Below are 18,517 nucleotides of genomic sequence, written 5' to 3' on the forward strand. Positions count from 1 at the left end.
CGTTTTCCGGCGCTATCACGGCGCTCGAAACACGCTATCAGGAGGGATGGGAACGAAGACCTGATGGCAAGACGAAACGAGAATGGTGTAACGATCCGCGCCGTCGCGCAGCGCGCGGGCGTATCCGCGATGACGGTATCCAATGTCCTCAACGGCGCCGGCCGGGCCAGTGCGGCCACCGTGGAGACAGTTCGGGCGGCGATTGCGGAGTTGGGTTATGTCCCCAATCTGGCCGCCCGGCGACTGGCCAAGGCGCGGGCCACCACGGTCGGCCTGCTTTACAGCAACCGGCGCACGCCCTTCCTGGATGCGGTGCTGGTAGGCGCCTTGCGCGCGACCAATGCCCATGGCCTCCAGTTGATCCTGCGCGACGGCGACGGCGTTCGCCGCGACGAGGCCGAACGCCTGGCACAGGATCTCGTCCGCTCCGGCGCCGACGCGCTGTTGCTCATCCCGCCGTTTGCCGAACAATTGAGCGGATCGGAAATCCTCCCGGCTCTGGGCGTCCCCCTCGCCGCCATCGCGACCGGCACCGCGATGCAAGACGTCACCACCGTCAGGATCGACAACCGGGCGGCGATGTTCTCCATCACGCAGCAGGTCATCGCGCATGGCCACCGCCGCATTGCCTATGTCGCCGGTCCCGATCACTACAGCGTGGTGGCGGCCCGCCTCGACGGATTCCGGGCGGCTCTGCAGCAGGCCGGCCTTCCCGACGAGGCCGACCTGATCGTGCGGCATGGGGAGTTCGACTATGAAGCGGGCAAAGCGGCGGGGCAGAGGCTTCTCTCCGGCAAGGACCGCCCGACCGCGATCATTTGCAGCAGCGACGACCTCGCCGCCGGCGTGATCGCGCAGGCCCATCATCTCGGGCTGCAATTGCCTGCGGATCTGACGGTCACCGGTTTCGACGACACCATTCTGGCATCGCGGATCTGGCCGCCGCTGACGGTCGTGCGCCAGCCGGTCGAGGACATGGCCTTTCGCGCCGCCCAATGCCTGATCGCCGCGCTTGGAAAGGCGGAAACCGGCGTGAGCGACGAGGTTTTCGATCACGAGATCATGCAGCGCCAATCCATCGCATGTTCGCCCGCGCAATGATCTCCATCGCACCGCACATTCACAGTTCACCACTTGCAGGGGAAGCTGCACCATGGAAGCAAGCAGACGGGAATTGGCGGCGATGATCGCATTGGGTAGCGCAGGCATTGCCGTTTCGTCGGCAAAAGCGGAAACGCCGTCTGCGAAGCCCGCCCTGGTCCACCACGTGTTCTTCTGGCTGAAACGCCCCGGATCGCAAGCGGACCGCGAACAGCTCATTGCGGGCCTTCGCACGTTGCGGGGCATTCCCGTTATCCGTGGACTGGAAATCGGAATTCCCGCCGAAACGGAAAACCGCGACGTCGTGGACTCCAGCTACGACGTGTCGGAACTGATGTTCTTCGATAGCGTGCAGGATCAGAAGACCTACCAGGATCACCCGATCCACCGGGACTTCGTGAAATCCTGCGAACACCTTTGGGCCAGGGTCGTCGTCTACGATATGGCTATCGTTCCAGGATAGCCATATCGCAGCATGGGTGCGTTCCGCACACCTATCGCCGGAAGCGCTCCGGTTGCGTCAGATCGTTCCCGCCTTGAGGAACTCGGCAGCATGATGCGCCGCCCGCGCCGACAGCGCCATGTAAGTAAGCGAAGGGTTCTGACAGCCGCTTGAAGCCATCGCCGATCCATCAGTGATGAACAGGTTCGGGACATCGTGCGCCTGATTGTACTTGTTCAGAACGGACCGCCGCGGGTCCTTGCCCATGCAGGCCGTGCCCATCTCGTGAATTCCAAGCCCGGGCACTCCCGGTTCGGAAGCCGCGCTCACCACCATGCCGCCGGCCGCCTCGATCATCGCCTTGCCATCAGTGATGATCTGCTCCGCCATCTTGTGCTCGTTCTCGCCAAGCGCGCAGGAAACGTGGACTGTCGGGATGCCCCATTGATCGACCTTGTTGGCGTTGAGGGTGACCCGGTTTTCGGGGTTGGGCAGCATTTCTCCGAAGCCTGAAATAAAGACCATCCATGGCCCCAGTTTCCGGGCCTTTGCCTTCAGATCCGCGCCGATCGCGCCCGCCGTAGCCCTGCTTCCCCCGGTCCTCATGGCGCCGCCCTGATAGCCATAGCCGCGCAGGAACGGCGCATCTTCGCTGACATTGCGATAGCGCGGGATGTAAAGCCCGGTAGGCCGCCTGCCAAAGTAATAGCTGTCCGGGCCCTTGGGCAGGATTCCCGCAACGGAGAGCGCGTAGAGATGGTCCATCAGGTTACGGCCCACCATGTCGGACGAATTCGCCAGACCGTTGGGCATCGCTTCGGATTTCGAATTGAGCAGGATCTGGGCCGTGCCGATCGTGGAGGCACAACCGAAGATCACCTTGGCTTCGTAAGTCCTGCCCGCCTTGGAATGCGCATCGATTACCCGCACCCCGGTCGCCTTGCCGGTCTTCGGGTCGTAGACGATCGAGTGGACGATCGCATCGGTCACTATGGTCAGGTTTCCGGTCTGCTCGGCTGCGGGCAGCGAGGAGCTGAGACTGGAATGATAGGCCCCGTAGCTGCAACCGCGTTCACAGAACGAGCGGACCTGGCAGCTCGACCGGCCCAGCGCCTCGTGATGAGGCTGCGCCTTTGAGAGGTTCGCCACCCGCCCGGGGATCACCTTGCGTCCGGGAAACTTGCCCTCGATCGCCTGCTTGAACATCACCTCGGCATCATTGAGATCGAACGGCGGCAGGAACTCTCCATCGGGAAGCTGCGCAAGGCCTTCGCGCGATCCCGCCACGCCGATGAACTTCTCGATATGATCGTACCAGGGGGCGAGATCATCGTATCGTATCGGCCAGTCCGAACCGTGGCCATCCCGCGCATTCGCCTCGAAATCCATCGGCGAGAGCCGGTAGGACTGACGGCCCCACATGATCGACCGTCCGCCCAGATGATAACCGCGGATCCAGCTGAACGGCTTGTCCTCAGGCGTGGTGTAAGGGTGCTCGCTGTCCTTGACCCAATATTGCTGGGTTGCCGAAGTCATGGCGTAGCATTGGCTCTGGACCGGATAATCACGGGCCAGTTCCTCCTCCGGGACCATGCCTGCATTGGGCAAGTCCCACGGCTGCATCCAGTCCGTGTAGGATTCCCCGCCGTGCTCCAGCTTGCGGCCGCGTTCCAGAACGAGGGTCTTGAGGCCGCGTTCGCACAGTTCCTTGGCGGCGATGCCGCCGCTCATTCCCGATCCGATAACGATTGCGTCGAACATGATGCTCACCTTTTCAGAACAGGCCGCCGCCGGCGGGGCGGGTATCGGGCGTAACGGGGATCGAGGGTTTCCACTCACCCGGCGTATGGACGTAGGACAGTTCCAGCGTCAGCGCGGGTTCCGAGAGGTAGTACAGCAGTATGATGAGGTCCCTGAGCTTGCCGTACCCCGGATTGACGTAGGCCGGGCCGCCCATCATGGCCGCTACGCCGGAGAGCTTCCTGGTCGGGTCGATCCTGAGCGCTTCGGCTTCATGCGCTTTCAGCAGATCGAGGCGCTGCGCAGGTGTCAGCGCGGAGAATGGCCTGGCGTGCGATGTCTTCGCCAATTCATCCACTTCCTTCAGGGCACGGATCAGGTCCTGCCGCCGTTCAGGCGCCGCCCAATTGGTCAGCAGGCCGTCGAAAAGAGCGGGAACTTTCACATCGACCGCGCCGGGCGTATCCGTGCGCGGGATTATCGTGTCGGCAACCGCCGACAGCACCATGAAACTGTCCGGATCGAGAGCAGGCTTGCCCGCTTCCGCTTGCTCGGCAAGCGCCGGCCAGGAGAACCCGGTCACGGTACTGGCGCCGGCAAGTGCCAGCAACTTCTCGATCAGGCTGCGCCGATCGAGCGTCATCGGATCTGTCATGGTGTTCTCCTGAAGGAGCGGGACGGAATGGTACGGGATGAAGGCGTCACGCGGCCTGCTCCCAGCAATTCTGGATGAAGCTATAGCCATCGCGGCAAACCTGCTCGGGAGATGCGAAGAAATCGCGCCAGACCCGTGTGGCCGCTGCGAGTTCGGGGACGCCCCGCCCGAATGCCTCGATCGTCAGCCACTGATCGTATCCGGCGCCGCGCAGGGCCGCGATCGTCTCGCGGATCGGCGCGTGGCCCTGTCCGGGAGTGCCGCGGTCGTTCTCCGATATATGGACGTGCGTGAGATGGCCCGAGGCATGAAGGGCAACCAGCGCGGCAACAGGATCCGTTTCCTCGATATTCGCATGAAACGTGTCGAACAGGATGCCCATCCGCCCCTCGCCCACGCGCTCGCAGTAGGCAATCGCCTGCTCGCAGGTGTTGAGCAAGTGCGCCTCGAAGCGGTTGAGCGGTTCTAGCGCCGGGGTAATTCCCGCTTGCACCATCACCGGCAAGACGCGCCGGTGGACCTCGGCGCAGCGTTCGAGTTCGATCTCGCTCGGGCGTTCCCCCGTGAACAGGCCAAGCGGCTGGAACCAGGGGCCCGCCAATACGGTGCCGCCAAGCGCGTGCGTACAATCGATAACCCGAAGCAGATGGTCCTCCGCCGCCTTCCGGTGCGAGCGTTCGGCCGAAATCGGATTGTGCGAAGCATCCGGCATGATCGCCACGGCCGTGCGTTCAAGACCGAGATCATCAAGCGTTTGCGCGACCCCGCGATAATGCCCGGCATCCGACACATCGAAGACAGGCACTTCAACACCGTCGAAACCGATCTCGCCGATCGTTTCCAGGACCGGGGTGTGCTCGCTGGTAACGTGACCGGTCCAGAGCAGAAGATTGATACCGACTTTCATCGCGGCAAGGCCTTTCGCTTGCGCGGGGAAACCCACCCGGCGCCGCGGTACCCCACAGCGCCGACGATCTTGCCCTCACCCATGCGCTTCACCGGCCCGCATTCCGATCGGGCGAGCAGCCTTCGCCCTCAAGCCTGAGCGCCCAGCGAACAGCGCCGGCGAGCAACCGGCTGTACTCCGGCTCGCGGAATGCCGCCGCGGTGTGACCGCCTGCCGTGTAGAGAACCCGGCCCTTGCCGACGCAGCGCCACCACGCGATCGGATGATCCTTGCCCATGGCGAGTTTCTGGCCGAACATTCCCTTCTGGACGTAGGTATTCTCATCAAGCGTCGCGAGAATGTGAATTCCCGGCCGACGGGGCGACTTGTCGAAAGAGTACCATTCGTCCGTGCGCTCCAGCGTCTCGCCAAGCTGGCGCGTCGCGGGGTGCGAACGGTCCTCGATCCGCATCGTCGCCTTCTGGAACTGGGGATCCATGGGATGCCCGATGAAGCGGGTGCCGATGATATCGTTGACGTACCAGTCCCAGGCCTTGTGTGAATCGTCCCCTGCCGCGTGAATGCCGACCCAGCCGCCTCCATTTTCGATGAACGACTTGAACGCCGCCCGCTGTTCGGTCGTGAAAACGTCCCCGCTCGTATTGTTGAAGATCACCGCATCGAAGCGCGAAAGGATTGCCGGCGAAAAGGTGGCGCCGTTCTCGGTCTGGAAATAGCCCCAGCCATTGTCCTTGGCGAGCTTCCGGAACATCGCGTTTGCGGCCGGGATGGCTTCCTCATGGCGGAATCCGTTGGTCTTGGAGAAGACGAGTATGGCCGGATGCGCGATCTCTGCCGGGAGAGGAGGGGGCGTCGTTTCATAGATCTTCACCCCGCCCAGAAACACGCGCTGGACGGTATCCCAGTTCCGATACGCTCCGATGGCGAGCACGGCGAGGAAAGCGAGAAATATCCAAAGCAGGACCTTGAGGATTTTACGCAGCATGACCTGTTGTTCTCTCCCGAACACGATAAGTTTTTTATATTCAACGACAGACTAGATCTTTGAAATGGCTTCCAGCAAGATGTTCATCCTGACCCCCGAGGCTTTTTCTCCAGGCCCCGCCAAGAGGTGGTCGAAGTTCAAGTTTGTCCAGGTCAGGCCGGGAACCGTCAACGCAGGCAAATCCGAAATCGACGCAAGCAGCCCCGGGGTTCATCGCGACGGACAGATCGCAGCCAAACTTGCTTGCGTAGGATGCGATATTGCCGTGGCAGGCCTGCCAGCACTGGCGAAACACGCCGGCCCTCCTCCGGCGAGAGGGCCTGAGCCGCTATCAAACGGAAAATCACACCCGTAGCCGGCACGACAACGGCCCGCCGGATCGCGCACCCGGCCGCTGCGGCCCGCTGCGATGCGTTCATGCCATACTCTCCCATACACGCCTTTGTGACGTGCAAGCCCTTCGTGCCGACATGCTTCGGCATCTTTGAATATTTTGTATCGCAGGAGAGACCTCCCGCCTGCATGCCATAATGTACCAAGCGTATTTTACTGAAAGCCGATTTTGGATCGCCAGGACGATATATCCTGTGGGCGGTTAGGCCCTTCTCCGGCATGTCCAGCCTCACCGCATCGTAGCGGCGCATCTTCAGACGTCCAGAGAACCGCCGGTTCCGGCACCTGCAAGCAGCGCGGTGCCGCGCCCTTCGGCGGATCGGATCGCACCGGATCGGCGGCGGAATCGTCCGCACGAAGTCTCAGGATATCGGCGCCACCACTTCGCGGGGGAACCCTGCCGCAAGATGATCGATCAGCGCGCGCACGGCTGGAGGCAATCCCCGCCGTGTCGTGAAGACCAGATGCACGATTCCCTGAAGCCCGCGCCAGGCAGGCAGCACATGGACAAGCTTGCCGGCGAGTAGTGCTTCACGGCAGACATGGTCGGGCAGGATCGCGATGCCGAGTCCGTCAATGGCCGCGTTGCGCACCGCGGCCATGTCGGTGCAGCCCATTCGGGGCTCGACCCGGATGACATGTTTGCTGCCGTCCTCGGTCTCCAGATGCCATTCGAGATCGTCTGCTGCATCATCGGTCGCCAATGTCGGAAGTTTCGCCAGTTGGGCCACTTCCGTAACCTGGCTTGCCAATTGAGGACAGGCAACGAGGATACGGGTCGATCGCCCGAGCGACCGCATGGTGAGGGCAGCATCGCTGGTCAGTGCCGCGCGCACCCGCAGGGCCACGTCGATCCGCTCTTCGATCAGGTCCACTGCGCGGTCCGTTGCCACGAGCTGCAACCGCACCCTGGGATAGCGGGCGAGGAAAGAGGATATCAGCCCCGATATCGGCTCGACCATGCCGGTGGGGCAACTGAAGCGGATCCGGCCATGAGGTTCCGCCTGCGCCTGCAAGACCAGTGCCTCGGCCTGCTCCGCCTCAGCCAATATGGCCCGGCAACGCTCATAGAAAGCGAGGCCCGTATCCGTCACGCGGAAACGCCGGCTCGATCGCTCGATCAGGCGGAGGCCGAGGCGTTCCTCCAGCCCGGCGATGCGGCGGCTCAGCTTGGACTTGGGCTCCCGCAGTGCGCGCCCCGCCGCCGCAAAGCCGCCATGGGCCACCACCTCGGCAAAATAGGCATAGTCATTCAAATCGATCCGCATCAGCGTTCCTCCAGCGGAACGCTAAGTGCCATATATGCTGACTACACGCATCATCGTTCTGAAGGCATCTCGTAAGGGCAACGGCGCTTCGCCGAAACCCGAAGGAGAAAGACGATGACGGACAAGTTCAACAACAAGGTGGTGGTCGTAACCGGCGGCACGAGCGGCATCGGGCTGGCGACGGCAAAGGCTTTCGCGGAAGCGGGCGCCTCGGTCTTTATCACCGGACGGCGGCAGGAGACGCTCGATGCTGCCGTAACGGCGATCGGTGGCCGCGTCACGGGCGTGCAGGGCGACATGGCCAAGCTCGCTGACATCGACCGGCTCTATGATGCCGTCCAGCAGAAGCATGCGCAGATCGACGTCGTGTTCGCCAATGCGGGCGGCGGCGAGATGCTTGCCCTGGGTTCGATCACCGAGGAGCATTATCAGAGCACTTTCGACACCAATGTGAAGGGCGTCCTGTTCACGGTCCAGAAGGCGTTGCCGCTCTTGAAGGACGGGGCCTCGATCATCCTGACAAGTTCGACCACCAGCATATCGGGCACGCCTGCCTTCAGCGTCTATTCCGCGACCAAGGCGGCGGTACGCAACTTCGCCCGCAACTGGATTCTCGACCTCAAGGATAGGCACATCCGCGTAAACGCCATCAGCCCCGGCGTCACGGACACCGCCGGCCTCGATCATCTTTTCGGCGGCGGCGAGCAGGCGCAGGGGACAAAGGACTATCTCGCCAGCCTCATCCCGGCAGGCCGCGTCGGCCAGCCCGAGGAGATCGCCAAGGCCGTGCTGTTCCTCGCCTCGGAAGACGCCAGCTTCGTCAACGGCGTGGAACTCTTTGTCGATGGCGGTCAGGTGCAGATCTGATCGTCGATCTCAAACGCCGGATGGACTGTCGCCGCGCGCGGCAGATCATCCGGCCGGAGAGACGAGGAAACCATACGGGCCGCAATCTGGAAGGAAGAATGGGGGGCTGAATCGCCAGATTGGAGTTGGCGGCAGTAACGGCGAAACGCCTTAGCGCTGGTGTAACCAAGACAGTCCTCTGCCGCGGGCCTCTTCCCGTATCATCGCGATGAACCGGCGCAGGGCCTCAGGTTGCTGGCGCCGGCCTGGATAATAGATGTGAAACGCCTCGCCCGGCGATGACCAGTGCGGGAGAACTTCCCGCAACTGTCCGGCCTCGACCAGTCCGGCCACCCGTTCGCGCAAGCAATAGGCGATGCCGCCGTGATTGCGCGCGACGTCTATCGCCAGTGCGCTTTCATCGACGACCACGGACCAGGCGAGGTTGAGCGTGCGGGCCGTCTTTCCGGTGCCGAGTTCCCAATGGTACATGGCCCCTGTTCCGGTTCGCATGCCGATGCAGCGGTGATTGTGCAGGTCATCAGGGCTTTCCGGTTCCCCGGCCGCTTCGAGATAGTCGGGTGAGGCGACCATGATCCATAGCAGCGGGGATCCGAGCGGCATGGCGATCATGTCCTCGGGAACGCGGTCGCCAAACCGGATCCCGGCGTCGAATCCTTCGCCGACGATATCGACCATGGCGTCCTGCACCACGATTTGAAGGTCCACATCGGGATGCTCTGCGTTGTATCGTGCGACGACCGGCCCGAGCAGTAGCCTTGCCGCATCGCTCAAGGCATTGATCCGCAGACGTCCGGCCGGGCTCGCACGATAGCGATTGAGCGCTTCGACGCCTGCGCCGATCGCTGCGAAGCCGGTTTCCAGCTGAACAAGAAGTTCCTCACCCGCCTGTGTCAGCGTCACGCTGCGCGCATTGCGATTGATGAGGCGCACGCCAAGTCGCGTTTCCAGGCCACGCAAAGCGTGGCTGAGCGCCGAGGCGGACACGTCCATCTCAAGCGCGGCCTTGCGGAAGCCACCATGGCGCGCAAGCTCCATGAATACCTTGAGATCGCCCAGATCGGATCGCGACAAGTTTATCAATGCAAACTCCCGGACACGAGCCGGCAGGCGCCGGTCATCGCTGAATATGAGCAAAATCGAACGCTGCGTTGAACTCTATCAGGGCATCCCTGGCCCTGCCAGCCCGCTAGAGAGGCTCAGACAAGCCAAGCCGCCGGCCCCGCCCCGCACCTGGAAGAGCTGCTCTTCCGGGCGCTCTCCGATCGCAATTCCTGTCGTGAAAACCCATGAGCCAATCCTCCAGACCATCCACTCCTCATGGCCCTGCCCTCGCCCAGATCGCATTGGGCTTCGGAGGCCTTTTCATCGGCACCGGCGAATTTGCCGCGATGGGCCTGCTTCCCGGCATGGCCAACACCGCACAGGTCTCGATCCCCGAGGCCGGACACTTCATCAGTGCCTATGCGCTGGGCGTCGTCATAGGATCGCCCGCGCTGGCCGTGGTAACGGCCCGGATGGAGAAGCGGTCACTTTTGATGCTCCTCGGACTCATCGTCCTGGCCGGCAATGCCCTCAGCGCCTGTGCCTCCAGCTTCTGGGGGCTGGCCGCCGCGCGCTTCGCCGCGGGTCTGCCCCATGGCGCCTACTACGGCACCGCCTCGATCGTCGCAGCTGCGCTCGTCCCCAGGGAACAACGCGCTCAAGCCATCGGACGGGTCATGCTGGGGCTGGCAGCTGCGAACCTGATCGGCGTACCGCTCACGACCTGGCTGGGGCAGGCTTTTGGCTGGCAATCGACTTTCGCGCTCGTTGCGCTCGGTGGCCTGGCCCTCGTGGGTCTCCTCCGCGTGGCACTCCCCCACATCCCGGCACAGGATGGCGCCAGCCCGCTAGGTGAACTCTCGGCTTTCACGAGCGTGCAGGTCTGGCTGACGCTGGCGACGGCCACCATCGGATTTGGCGGCATGTTCGCAGTCTACAGCTATATCTCGCCCACGCTTACCGAAGCGACAGGCATCGCGGAGGGCAGTGTGCCACTGTTCCTCGCCCTCTGGGGTCTTGGCATGTGCCTGGGCAACGTCGCGGGTGGCTGGATGGCAGACCGCGCGCTGATCCCGGCCATCTTCGCGATCATGGTCTGGAATGCCATCACTCTCGCGCTTTTCTGGTTCGCGGTCTCCAGCCCGCTGATGACCGGGGCTTCGCTGTTCCTCATCGGGATCGGCTTCGCACTCGTCCCCGCGCTGCAATCGCGATTGATGGAAGTCGCCCCCAAGGCCCAGTCGCTCGCCGCCGCGATGAACCATTCCGCCTTCAACCTTTCCAACGCGATCGGGGCTTGGACGGGCGGCGTTGCCATTGCCGCAGGCCTTGGCTGGGCCTCTACCGGACCGGTCGGAGCCAGTCTCGCCCTTGGGGGGCTAACGATGATGTGCCTTTCCGCCGCTCTGGCCGCACGATCCTCCCACCGGCGTGCAGCGCCGCGATAACTGGAGCCGCACAGGGCATCTGCGAAGCCACGGCGCGGTACTCTGAGATCAACAGTTGCCATCCCCCTGCAAGAGCACCTTTTTGTACCCACAATATCTGACGGAGCAGGATCCGTGCATCATCACGTGATCCAGCTTGAAATGGTCTCAAAGCGCCACGCGCCATCTTCCAGCCAGAACAGGATTGTGCCACCGGCCCAACCGCTCGAACAGATCGCGTAGCCGCGCGACTTTTCCCGGTTCATGACCAGTGCGGGCAGTTCGATGAGACGGAAATCGGGCGAACGGCGTTGCAGGGCCTCTTCGCCTTTCGCACCGTAGACCAGTACCGGCATCGGCAATTGCACCATGCACGCGAGGTCTGCAGGACGCCCCTTGACGAACAGCGGCCACTTCTCGCCGCTGGAAACGCGCGAGATTCCGGAAAACAACGGGGCGTTGGGAGCGCGATCGATAGGCTCGCGGATCGCCGCCTCATCGATGCCGGTGAGCATCAGTAGTACCTTTCGGCGTACGGTTGTCACCGGATCGGTAGCACTCTGGTTGCAGGTGGTCGCATCCGAGCCTACCACGAAGGGTGCCTCATCGGCGTGCACGTCTATGCCAAGGTGCGCAGCAACGAGATCGGAAACACCGTCGCCATTGCTGTCTTTGGTCAGCACATCGATCGGAATATCAAGCCACAGGTTCGCCTCCTTTCGCAAGGTCCGCAGGCCCACCCGCGGATAGGTAATGCTGCTCGACCTGCACGCCTGGGCGTTCTACCTGCAGGGCCTATGCTGCATGTTGTCCATCACCCTGGTTACGCTGTCGAAACCGAGCGCACGGGTACTTTCCCGCATGACAAGTATGCGCTGGTCATGCGGGCGCTGGGGGGAAGCGGAGTGGCAATGACGGTCCATGCGCCCGAAGTCATGCCGCGGGAATGGCTCGAGGCTGTCCACGACCCGGCTTATGTTGAGGAAGTCATCGATTGCGCGGTGCCAGCGGCCAAGCAGCGCCGGATTGGCTTTACGATCGACGAGCGGATTTCCCGGCGATCGCAGCTCTCCCCCGGTGGAACGTGGCTCGCGGCGAAGCTGGCGCTGGAGCACGGGTATGCTGGAAATTCCGCTGGCGGCAGTCACCATGCCCTGGTCGATACCGGCGCGGGCTATTGCGTGTTCAATGACTTGGTACTCGCCGCCAACCGGCTGATCGAGGAAGGTGACGTCTCGCGCATCCTGATCCTCGATCTCGATGTGCATCAGGGCGATGGCACTGCGGCCCTCACCGCAGGGCGCAGCGACATCTTCACGCTCTCCATTCATGCCGAGAAAAACTTCCCCACACGCAAGGCGCGCTCTTCACTCGATATCGGACTTCCCGATGCAACGGGCGATGCGGGCTATCTGGACGCGCTGTCGGGATCGCTGCCCATGGTCCTCGATTATTTCGGACCGGAACTGATCTTGCTGCAGGCCGGCGTCGATGCCCATACGGACGACAAGCTTGGGCGCCTGTCCTTGACGGACAAAGGCCTCGCGGACCGCGATCGCTTTGTGGCGACGGAGGCGAAGCGGCGCGGCATTCCTTTGGCGAGCACACTGGGCGGTGGTTACGGCACGGACCGCGAAGCCGTGGCCTTGCGGCACGCGCGCACGATCCTCGCCCTTTTCGCGACCATAAGTGTGCGTGATGCCGCGTGATAGCTCGAGGTTGGTTACTGGGCTCCGGCCCTCTCGGCATTGAGCCGCTCGGCGAGCTGCTGGATCTCGTCGGGATTGAGAATCCAGGTTCGAGTCTTGCGGCCTTCGCGGAACACGGGGCGCGTCAGCAGGATGCGCGCCTGCTCTTTGGCAAATGGCTTGAAGATCGAAAAGTGCATCACGCATTCGAGCATCGATCCGATTACCGGCGTCTTGCCGTCCAGATCGATCAGCGTCGCGGGCTGATCCCAGGGAATGTTCATCATAGCGCGCGCCTATCGCGGGTTGGGGCTTATCTCAATGCCACAAATGTTGCGGTGGCCCTCATCGGCTATGTCCAGCGCCACGATCTCCGCCGAGACTCATAATGGCCAGCTTCCCGATTTTCGATGAGGCGCTGTTCCGAGCGCGGACAACCGAGATCGGCAGGGCAATGCCCTGTTTGGATCACAGTTTAAATCGGGATTTTGAGTGAGTTATACTCACGTTGGTTGCGGGGGCCGAATTCCTCCGCTGTAGAACCCGGTTCCGATTAACTGCCAATGCCCGCGTCACGCCTCAGGCATAAAATCAGCCGTCAACGTTAACTGCTCTCATGCTGCAAGGCGACGCCCATCAATGTCATGCCAACTGATCTGCCCCCTTCTGAGTGGCCCAAAATCTGTTTTAGATTTGGCCACGAAGGAGGACTGGAATGGCGAGGAAGCACAAGCCGGAAGAGATCATCGGGAAGCTGCGTGAAGCGGAGATCGTGCTGGCGCAGGGCGGAACGGTGGTGGATGCGTGTCGCCGGATCGGCGTCACCGAGCAGAGCTACTACCGCTGGCGCAAGGAGTATGGCGGCCTGAAGATGGACCAGGCTCGGCGCATGAAAGAGCTTGAGAAGGAAAACGCTCGGTTGCGGCGGGCGGTGTCAGATCTGACGCTGGACAAGTTGATCCTGCAGGAGGCCTCGCGGGGAATCTTCTGAGCCCCGCGCGCCGCAGGCGCTGTATCGATCATATCCGGGGCATAACGCCGGTGTCCGAGCGGCGGGTCTGCCGCGTGCTCGGGCAACATCGATCGACGCAGCGCAAAACGCCGCGTGGGGCGGATGACGAAGCAGCCCTGACCGAGGACATCATCGCGCTTGCCCGGCAGTATGGCCGCTATGGCTATCGCCGGGTGACGGCCTTGCTGCGTGATGCGGGTTGGCATGTGAACCGCAAACGGGTGGAGCGCATCTGGCGCCGTGAAGGGCTCAAGGTGCCGCAGAAGCAACCGAAGCGTGGAAGGCTCTGGCTGAACGACGGATCATGTATCCGCCTGCGGCCGGAATATCCGGGCCATGTGTGGTCTTACGACTTCGTCGAGGGACGCACACATGATGGCCGCAAGTTCCGCATCCTGTCGATCATCGACGAGGCCAGCCGCGAGTGCCTCGCCCTACCCATCGCGCGACGGCTGCGCAGCGAGGACGTGCTGGCGGCTCTCGCCGAGTTGTTCGTCATACGGGGGCCGCCGGCGCACATACGGTCAGACAATGGCCCTGAATTTATCGCCAATGCCGTGCAGCAATGGCTGGCGAAGATCGGCTTGAAGACGCTCTACATTACACCCGGCAGCCCATGGGAAAATGGCTACTGTGAGTCCTTCAACGGCTCGATGCGCGACGAGCTCTTGAACGGGGAGATCTTCTACACCCTGGCCGAAGCTCGGATCCTGATCGAGGGCTGGCGCAGACACTACAACACCGTCAGGCCTCATAGTTCGCTGGGGTATCGACCGCCGGCCCCGGAGACGGCAACGGCGCCATGGCTGCCCTCCGGTTCCGCTACGCTGCACCTACGGCCAGCCATGGCGCCGGAGGCAATCTTACACTAACAAACAACCCGGACCACTCGGTGGGGGCCGGTCAATCGGCCGATATCTGGGCTTCTATAACGCCCGGAGACCTCACTCGAGCCTCGGTGGGCGTCCGCCCGATCAAACCTACTTTGACAATCTGCCACAGGCCGTGGCAGCGTGAATTGGCCGCGACTTGCGGGGCGTCACTCCGGCCGGGCTACGCCCGACCTCAATGACGCCCCGCAGGCGGCAGCTTGAACAACCAACCCGCAGACGATCCACTTATCAAACGTCAAAGGCTGTTCAGACGAGCCGGGCCACTTCTGCGTCAGCCGGTTGAGGTATGTCTGACACTTGGGTGCCGTTCACTCGAGTTCCGCTCTTCAACGAGCGAGTGAAACGTCCAAATCGCTTAAATTAGATTTGCTGCACAGTGAATATTGCCAATCGGTCGAATATTCGGCATAATGGCCTTATTCACTGGTGGCCGAATATGCGTGATTTTGGGTACGATGAACAGGAGCTGGTCGAGGAACTCTGTAGCGCCATAGCGGCGTTGCCGGGGGCTTCCGCGCATCCGCGCATGAACCAGCCTCGATCGGGCAGCCGATATGAGCCTGATGGTCTGCTCGATGTTCACATCAATCAAAGCGACCTTGCCATCGTCGTTGAAGCCAAGCGCGAGCTTTTCCCCAGGGACGTGCGTCAGCAGATTTGGCTATTACGGGACTATCTCGACGGCATGGATGGGCCGGCTGAGAAGGTGGCGATGCTCGTCGCCGGCGCAGTCTCGAGGGGTGCCCGCGAGATCCTCCAGCAAGAGAAGATCGGCTATTTCGATCCGGGTGGCTCACTCTTCATCCCTTCGACAAGCGCTTATGTCTTGATCGATCGCCCTCCACCGAAGAAGGCGGTGCGCATGTTCGGGGCGATCTTCCAAGGACAGCGCGCACGTGTCGTCCAAGCGGTGATCGAGGCGGCTCCGAACTGGGTGAGCGTGAAGGATTTGGCGGAAGCCACGGGCGTCTCGGCGGCTACGACGTCTGAAACGCTCACCGAGATGGAGCGTCGTGACTGGCTGGAGGTCGATGGTGCTGGGCCCGCCAAGACCCGCCGCCTGCGCGAGCGCGCCCTGGTTCTGGACGAGTGGGCGCGTCTGATTGCGGCCCAAAAGCCACCACAGATAGAGCGATACTATGTTCCTGCGAACGACGCGGGCGAGATTGCGCGTCGGCTCGAGGACGCCTGTCGCGACGCGGGCGCGCAATATGCCATTACGGCTGAGGCTGCGGCGCAGGTCTATGCGCCTTATCTTTCGTCGATCTCGCAGCTGAAATGCCGCCTCCAGGCGGGGCGGGTTCAGCATGATGTGCTCTCGCGCCTCGATGCGCGATCCGTGTCGGAGGGTTGGAATTTCGGCGTGATCGCTGAGGTGGGCAAGCATGACGTTGCTGTGGGCGAGCGGCTCAATGGGATCGCCTACGCGCCTATTGTCCAGATATACCTCGATCTCCTCCAGGGTTCGGGTCGCGCCAGCGAAATGGCCGATCATTTCCGTTCAGAACGACTGTCAGGATAATGACCAAACCAAAGACCATGTCCGCCTATGACGGCGGTGTCACCGAGGCGTGCGAGCGCGTACTCGTCACTCTCCTTCGCGGGTTCGGACCATGGAAAGAGTCGGTCTTTCTCGTTGGCGGGCTGACGCCTCGCTATCTCGTCGCGGCACGCCCGCCGGAAGTGCCTCGGCATGCGGGCACGGGAGACGTGGATGTCGTCGTCGATGTGGCGATCCTCACCGACACCGAAGCCTACAGTACGCTGGAGGAGAACCTCAAAGCGATGGGGTTCGAGCGCGGCACTAACGAGAAGGGAGTGAAAGTCTCATGGCGCTGGGAAGCGCGGCTCGAGACGGGCGCGACGATGATCCTCGAATTCCTGGCCGAGCATCCCGAACTCGGGGGAGGGCAGGTCAAGGTACTACCCACCGACGGCAACGTCTCCGCGCTCAATATCCCGCACGCCTCGATGGTGTTCGACCTGCACGATGAGACCGAACTGACGGCCGAGTTGCTCGATGGAGAAGGGCTCGCAACCGAGACGGTCCGGTACGCAAATATCGTCAGCTTCACCTGTCTTAAGGCATTCGCCTTCGATCATCGCAACGCTCGAAAGGACGCACACGATCTCGTCTATTGCCTCGAGCACCATCCGGGAGGCCTAGATGCCGCAATCGGGGTGTTCAAGGAAGCGCTGGCTGGGCCGCATGCCGAGGCAGTGAGGGAGGCCCTCTCGAAGCTCAAGATCCGTTTCATCCACGATGATCCTGGTCAGTCCTACCGCAGGGACGGGCCGGTCGCGGTTGCCCGCTTTGAGGATAATGACGCCGACGCGGCAGGTAATGAAGAGGTGCAGAACCTCCGCATCCTCCGACAACGCCGAGTAGCAGATCTGATGACGAAGTTTCTTGCCGCTTTGGAAGCGTAGGGGTGACCGGCGTGCAACTCATCCACTTGGAAAGGGGCTGAACCCATGGCGCCTGTGACCAAGGCGCGATCCCGTACCTCGCTTGTCGAGCCAGCGCTTGGCGGGACATATCTGTTACGCGAGGCACTCGCTCGAGCGAAGGCGCAGATGGATGAGGGATCATGGGCGTGCGTGACGAGATCGGTTTCTTTACGATCCATCTGGGCTATTCCGAGATCGGAATCTGGATCCTAGTGGATTGATCGGAACGAATGAGTCCGCTTGAGGGATTCCCATGCTTTCGATGCCGTGCGACGATGCGGCATGCGAACGGGTATCGAGATCGAGGTCACTGCACCGGACACGAAGCGGCTTGAGGCGATTGTTGCGGCGCGGGGTTCGGCGCAGAAGCATGTCTGGCGGGCGCGCATCATTCTCTTGACGGCTCAGGGCTTGGGTACCCAAGCGATCATGGCGGCGACCGGAAAATCGAAGACATGCGTTTGGCGCTGGCAGGAACGGTTCATGGCCGAAGGCGTGGATGGGCTGCTGCGCGATAAGACCCGGCCTCCGGGGATCGCGCCTCTCGATGCTGACTTGGTCGACAAGGTCGTCGCGCTGACACTGGAACCGCCCAGCCATGAGGCCACGCATTGGACCGTGCGTGCGATGGCCAAAGCCATTGGTATCGCGGCATCATCGGTTGTGAATATCTGGCACGACCACGGTCTGGTGCCCCATCGGTGGCGCAGCTTCAAGCTGTCCAACGACAAGGCGTTCGCCGAGAAGTTGCACGATGTCGTCGGGCTCTATGTCTCGCCGCCTGCTCACGCCATTGTGTTGTCAGTCGACGAAAAGAGCCAGATTCAGGCGCTCGACCGCACCCAACCGGGCCTGCCGCTAAAGCGGGGCCGCGGGGCAACCATGACGCACGACTACAAGCGTAACGGGACCACAACCTTGTTTGCCGCACTCAATGTCCTGGATGGCTCCGTGATCGGCCGCAACATGCAGCGGCACCGGCATCAGGAGTTCATCCGCTTCCTGAACACGATCGAAGCCCAGATGCCCGCTGACAAGGCCATCCACGTCATCCTCGACAATTATGCGACCCACAAGCAGCCCAAGGTCCGCGCCTGGTTGGCCAGACATCCGCGTTGGACCTTCCACTTCGTCCCGACGTCGTGCTCATGGCTCAATGCCGTCGAGGGCTTCTTCGCCAAGCTCACACGGCGGCGGCTGAAAAACGGCGTCTTTCATTCCGTCGTAGATCTGCAGGCCGCCATCAACCGCTTTATCAAAGAGCATAACGAGGATCCCCAACCCTTCATCTGGAAGGCGGATCCGGACGAAATTATAGCCGCTGTACGGCGCGGGCAACAAGTGTTGGAATCAATCCACTAGGATCTTGAACATGAGGACCGGATCGAACGGCGGCCTGCCGCCCTTGCCGCGGACACTCCGCCGCAGTGCTGCTACCAACGGGCCGCGGAAAACCTTGAAGTCGACGACAGCCGCAAGCCGTTCAAGCGGATCGCCTGCCGCGCTCAACGCCTCGTATCGGTCCGAAAGATCGAAGAAACTCGGCTGTCCCGCCACCATCGCCTCCACCGTCGTGCAAAGGCAGTGAATCAGCTCAAGCCGCTAGGCGCCAGCGGTTTTTCGAGGCGTCCAGTTCTATGGCGG

17 protein-coding genes and 1 pseudogene are annotated in these 18,517 nt (G+C 62.3%); 9 read left to right on the plus strand and 9 right to left on the minus strand.

Translation table 11 applies throughout. The features are described from left to right. The first annotated feature begins 63 nt into the window (after window positions 1-63). Window positions 64-1,101, plus strand: coding sequence for a LacI family DNA-binding transcriptional regulator (locus tag ACLIMP_RS24555; RefSeq protein ID WP_185999232.1), 1,038 nt, complete (start codon window positions 64-66; stop codon window positions 1,099-1,101). Between the two features lie 52 nt (window positions 1,102-1,153). Further along, on the plus strand, window positions 1,154-1,564 hold the full coding sequence (locus tag ACLIMP_RS24560) for a Dabb family protein (protein WP_292636501.1): 411 nt from the start codon (window positions 1,154-1,156) through the stop codon (window positions 1,562-1,564). A gap of 57 nt (window positions 1,565-1,621) precedes the next feature. Here ACLIMP_RS24560 and ACLIMP_RS24565 read toward each other — a convergent pair whose 3' ends face one another. The 5 genes from ACLIMP_RS24565 to ACLIMP_RS24585 all read right to left on the minus strand — a co-directional run bounded on the left by ACLIMP_RS24565 (window position 1,622) and on the right by ACLIMP_RS24585 (window position 7,491). Continuing rightward, the gene (locus tag ACLIMP_RS24565; RefSeq protein WP_185999231.1) at window positions 1,622-3,304 is read right to left on the minus strand and encodes a GMC oxidoreductase; all 1,683 of its coding nucleotides are present in this window, start codon (window positions 3,302-3,304) and stop codon (window positions 1,622-1,624) included. A 13-nt stretch (window positions 3,305-3,317) separates the two neighbouring features. Then, window positions 3,318-3,938 carry a gluconate 2-dehydrogenase subunit 3 family protein gene (locus ACLIMP_RS24570; protein ID WP_185999230.1) on the minus strand — a complete coding sequence of 207 codons (621 nt, stop codon included), beginning with the start codon at window positions 3,936-3,938 and terminating at the stop codon, window positions 3,318-3,320. 46 nt (window positions 3,939-3,984) lie between these two features. After that, on the minus strand, window positions 3,985-4,845 hold the full coding sequence (locus ACLIMP_RS24575; protein ID WP_185999229.1) for a sugar phosphate isomerase/epimerase family protein: 861 nt from the start codon (window positions 4,843-4,845) through the stop codon (window positions 3,985-3,987). An 88-nt stretch (window positions 4,846-4,933) separates the two neighbouring features. Continuing rightward, complete coding sequence (locus ACLIMP_RS24580) at window positions 4,934-5,830, minus strand: ThuA domain-containing protein (protein WP_185999228.1); 897 nt, start codon at window positions 5,828-5,830, stop codon at window positions 4,934-4,936. A 755-nt stretch (window positions 5,831-6,585) separates the two neighbouring features. Further along, entirely contained in the window at window positions 6,586-7,491 is a 906-nt protein-coding gene (locus ACLIMP_RS24585; RefSeq protein ID WP_185999227.1) for a LysR family transcriptional regulator, read from the minus strand. Window positions 7,492-7,605: 114 nt separating this feature from the next. Here ACLIMP_RS24585 and ACLIMP_RS24590 point away from each other — a divergent pair, with 114 nt between their 5' ends. Then, a complete protein-coding gene (locus ACLIMP_RS24590) occupies window positions 7,606-8,358 on the plus strand; it encodes an SDR family NAD(P)-dependent oxidoreductase (protein WP_185999226.1) in 753 nt (250 codons plus the stop codon). Window positions 8,359-8,508: 150 nt separating this feature from the next. On the opposite strand, the gene ACLIMP_RS24595 is transcribed toward ACLIMP_RS24590, so the two are convergent. Next, complete coding sequence (locus ACLIMP_RS24595) at window positions 8,509-9,432, minus strand: LysR family transcriptional regulator (protein ID WP_221937260.1); 924 nt, start codon at window positions 9,430-9,432, stop codon at window positions 8,509-8,511. 215 nt (window positions 9,433-9,647) lie between these two features. Between ACLIMP_RS24595 and ACLIMP_RS24600 the strand changes: the two genes are divergently transcribed. Continuing rightward, window positions 9,648-10,850, plus strand: coding sequence for an MFS transporter (locus ACLIMP_RS24600; protein WP_132469748.1), 1,203 nt, complete (start codon window positions 9,648-9,650; stop codon window positions 10,848-10,850). Between the two features lie 122 nt (window positions 10,851-10,972). Here the strand turns inward: ACLIMP_RS24600 and ACLIMP_RS24605 are convergent, their stop codons facing one another. Beyond that, window positions 10,973-11,569: a hypothetical protein gene (locus ACLIMP_RS24605; protein WP_054438112.1), complete on the minus strand. Its 597-nt coding sequence runs from the start codon at window positions 11,567-11,569 to the stop codon at window positions 10,973-10,975. 57 nt (window positions 11,570-11,626) lie between these two features. On the opposite strand from ACLIMP_RS24605, the gene ACLIMP_RS24610 reads away from it, so the two are divergent. Then, window positions 11,627-12,538 carry a histone deacetylase family protein gene (locus ACLIMP_RS24610; protein ID WP_054438114.1) on the plus strand — a complete coding sequence of 304 codons (912 nt, stop codon included), beginning with the start codon at window positions 11,627-11,629 and terminating at the stop codon, window positions 12,536-12,538. Between the two features lie 14 nt (window positions 12,539-12,552). On the opposite strand, the gene ACLIMP_RS24615 is transcribed toward ACLIMP_RS24610, so the two are convergent. Continuing rightward, complete coding sequence (locus ACLIMP_RS24615; RefSeq protein WP_054438117.1) at window positions 12,553-12,804, minus strand: hypothetical protein; 252 nt, start codon at window positions 12,802-12,804, stop codon at window positions 12,553-12,555. A gap of 428 nt (window positions 12,805-13,232) precedes the next feature. On the opposite strand from ACLIMP_RS24615, the gene ACLIMP_RS24620 reads away from it, so the two are divergent. The 4 genes from ACLIMP_RS24620 to ACLIMP_RS24635 all read left to right on the plus strand — a co-directional run bounded on the left by ACLIMP_RS24620 (window position 13,233) and on the right by ACLIMP_RS24635 (window position 18,235). After that, window positions 13,233-14,401, plus strand: a protein-coding gene (locus ACLIMP_RS24620) for an IS3 family transposase (RefSeq protein ID WP_243692745.1) whose coding sequence is annotated in 2 segments (ribosomal slippage) — window positions 13,233-13,500 and window positions 13,500-14,401 — 1,170 coding nt in all. Because the reading frame shifts where the segments join, the coding sequence is not laid out codon by codon here. A 397-nt stretch (window positions 14,402-14,798) separates the two neighbouring features. Beyond that, window positions 14,799-15,944, plus strand: coding sequence for a MarR family transcriptional regulator (locus ACLIMP_RS24625; protein ID WP_231635912.1), 1,146 nt, complete (start codon window positions 14,799-14,801; stop codon window positions 15,942-15,944). Then, entirely contained in the window at window positions 15,944-16,852 is a 909-nt protein-coding gene (locus tag ACLIMP_RS24630; protein ID WP_054438123.1) for a hypothetical protein, read from the plus strand. Before ACLIMP_RS24625 ends, ACLIMP_RS24630 begins: the two co-directional genes overlap by 1 nt. Window positions 16,853-17,155: 303 nt before the next feature. Beyond that, window positions 17,156-18,235 carry an IS630 family transposase gene (locus tag ACLIMP_RS24635; RefSeq protein WP_185999223.1) on the plus strand — a complete coding sequence of 360 codons (1,080 nt, stop codon included), beginning with the start codon at window positions 17,156-17,158 and terminating at the stop codon, window positions 18,233-18,235. Here ACLIMP_RS24635 and ACLIMP_RS24640 read toward each other — a convergent pair. Continuing rightward, a pseudogene (locus ACLIMP_RS24640) lies at window positions 18,230-18,430 on the minus strand (transposase); the annotation flags it as partial. The gene ACLIMP_RS24635 and the pseudogene ACLIMP_RS24640 overlap by 6 nt on opposite strands. Window positions 18,431-18,517: the final 87 nt, after the last annotated feature.

The sequence above is a fragment of the Novosphingobium aeonii genome (genome assembly GCF_052279045.1).
Lineage (GTDB): Bacteria > Pseudomonadota > Alphaproteobacteria > Sphingomonadales > Sphingomonadaceae > Novosphingobium.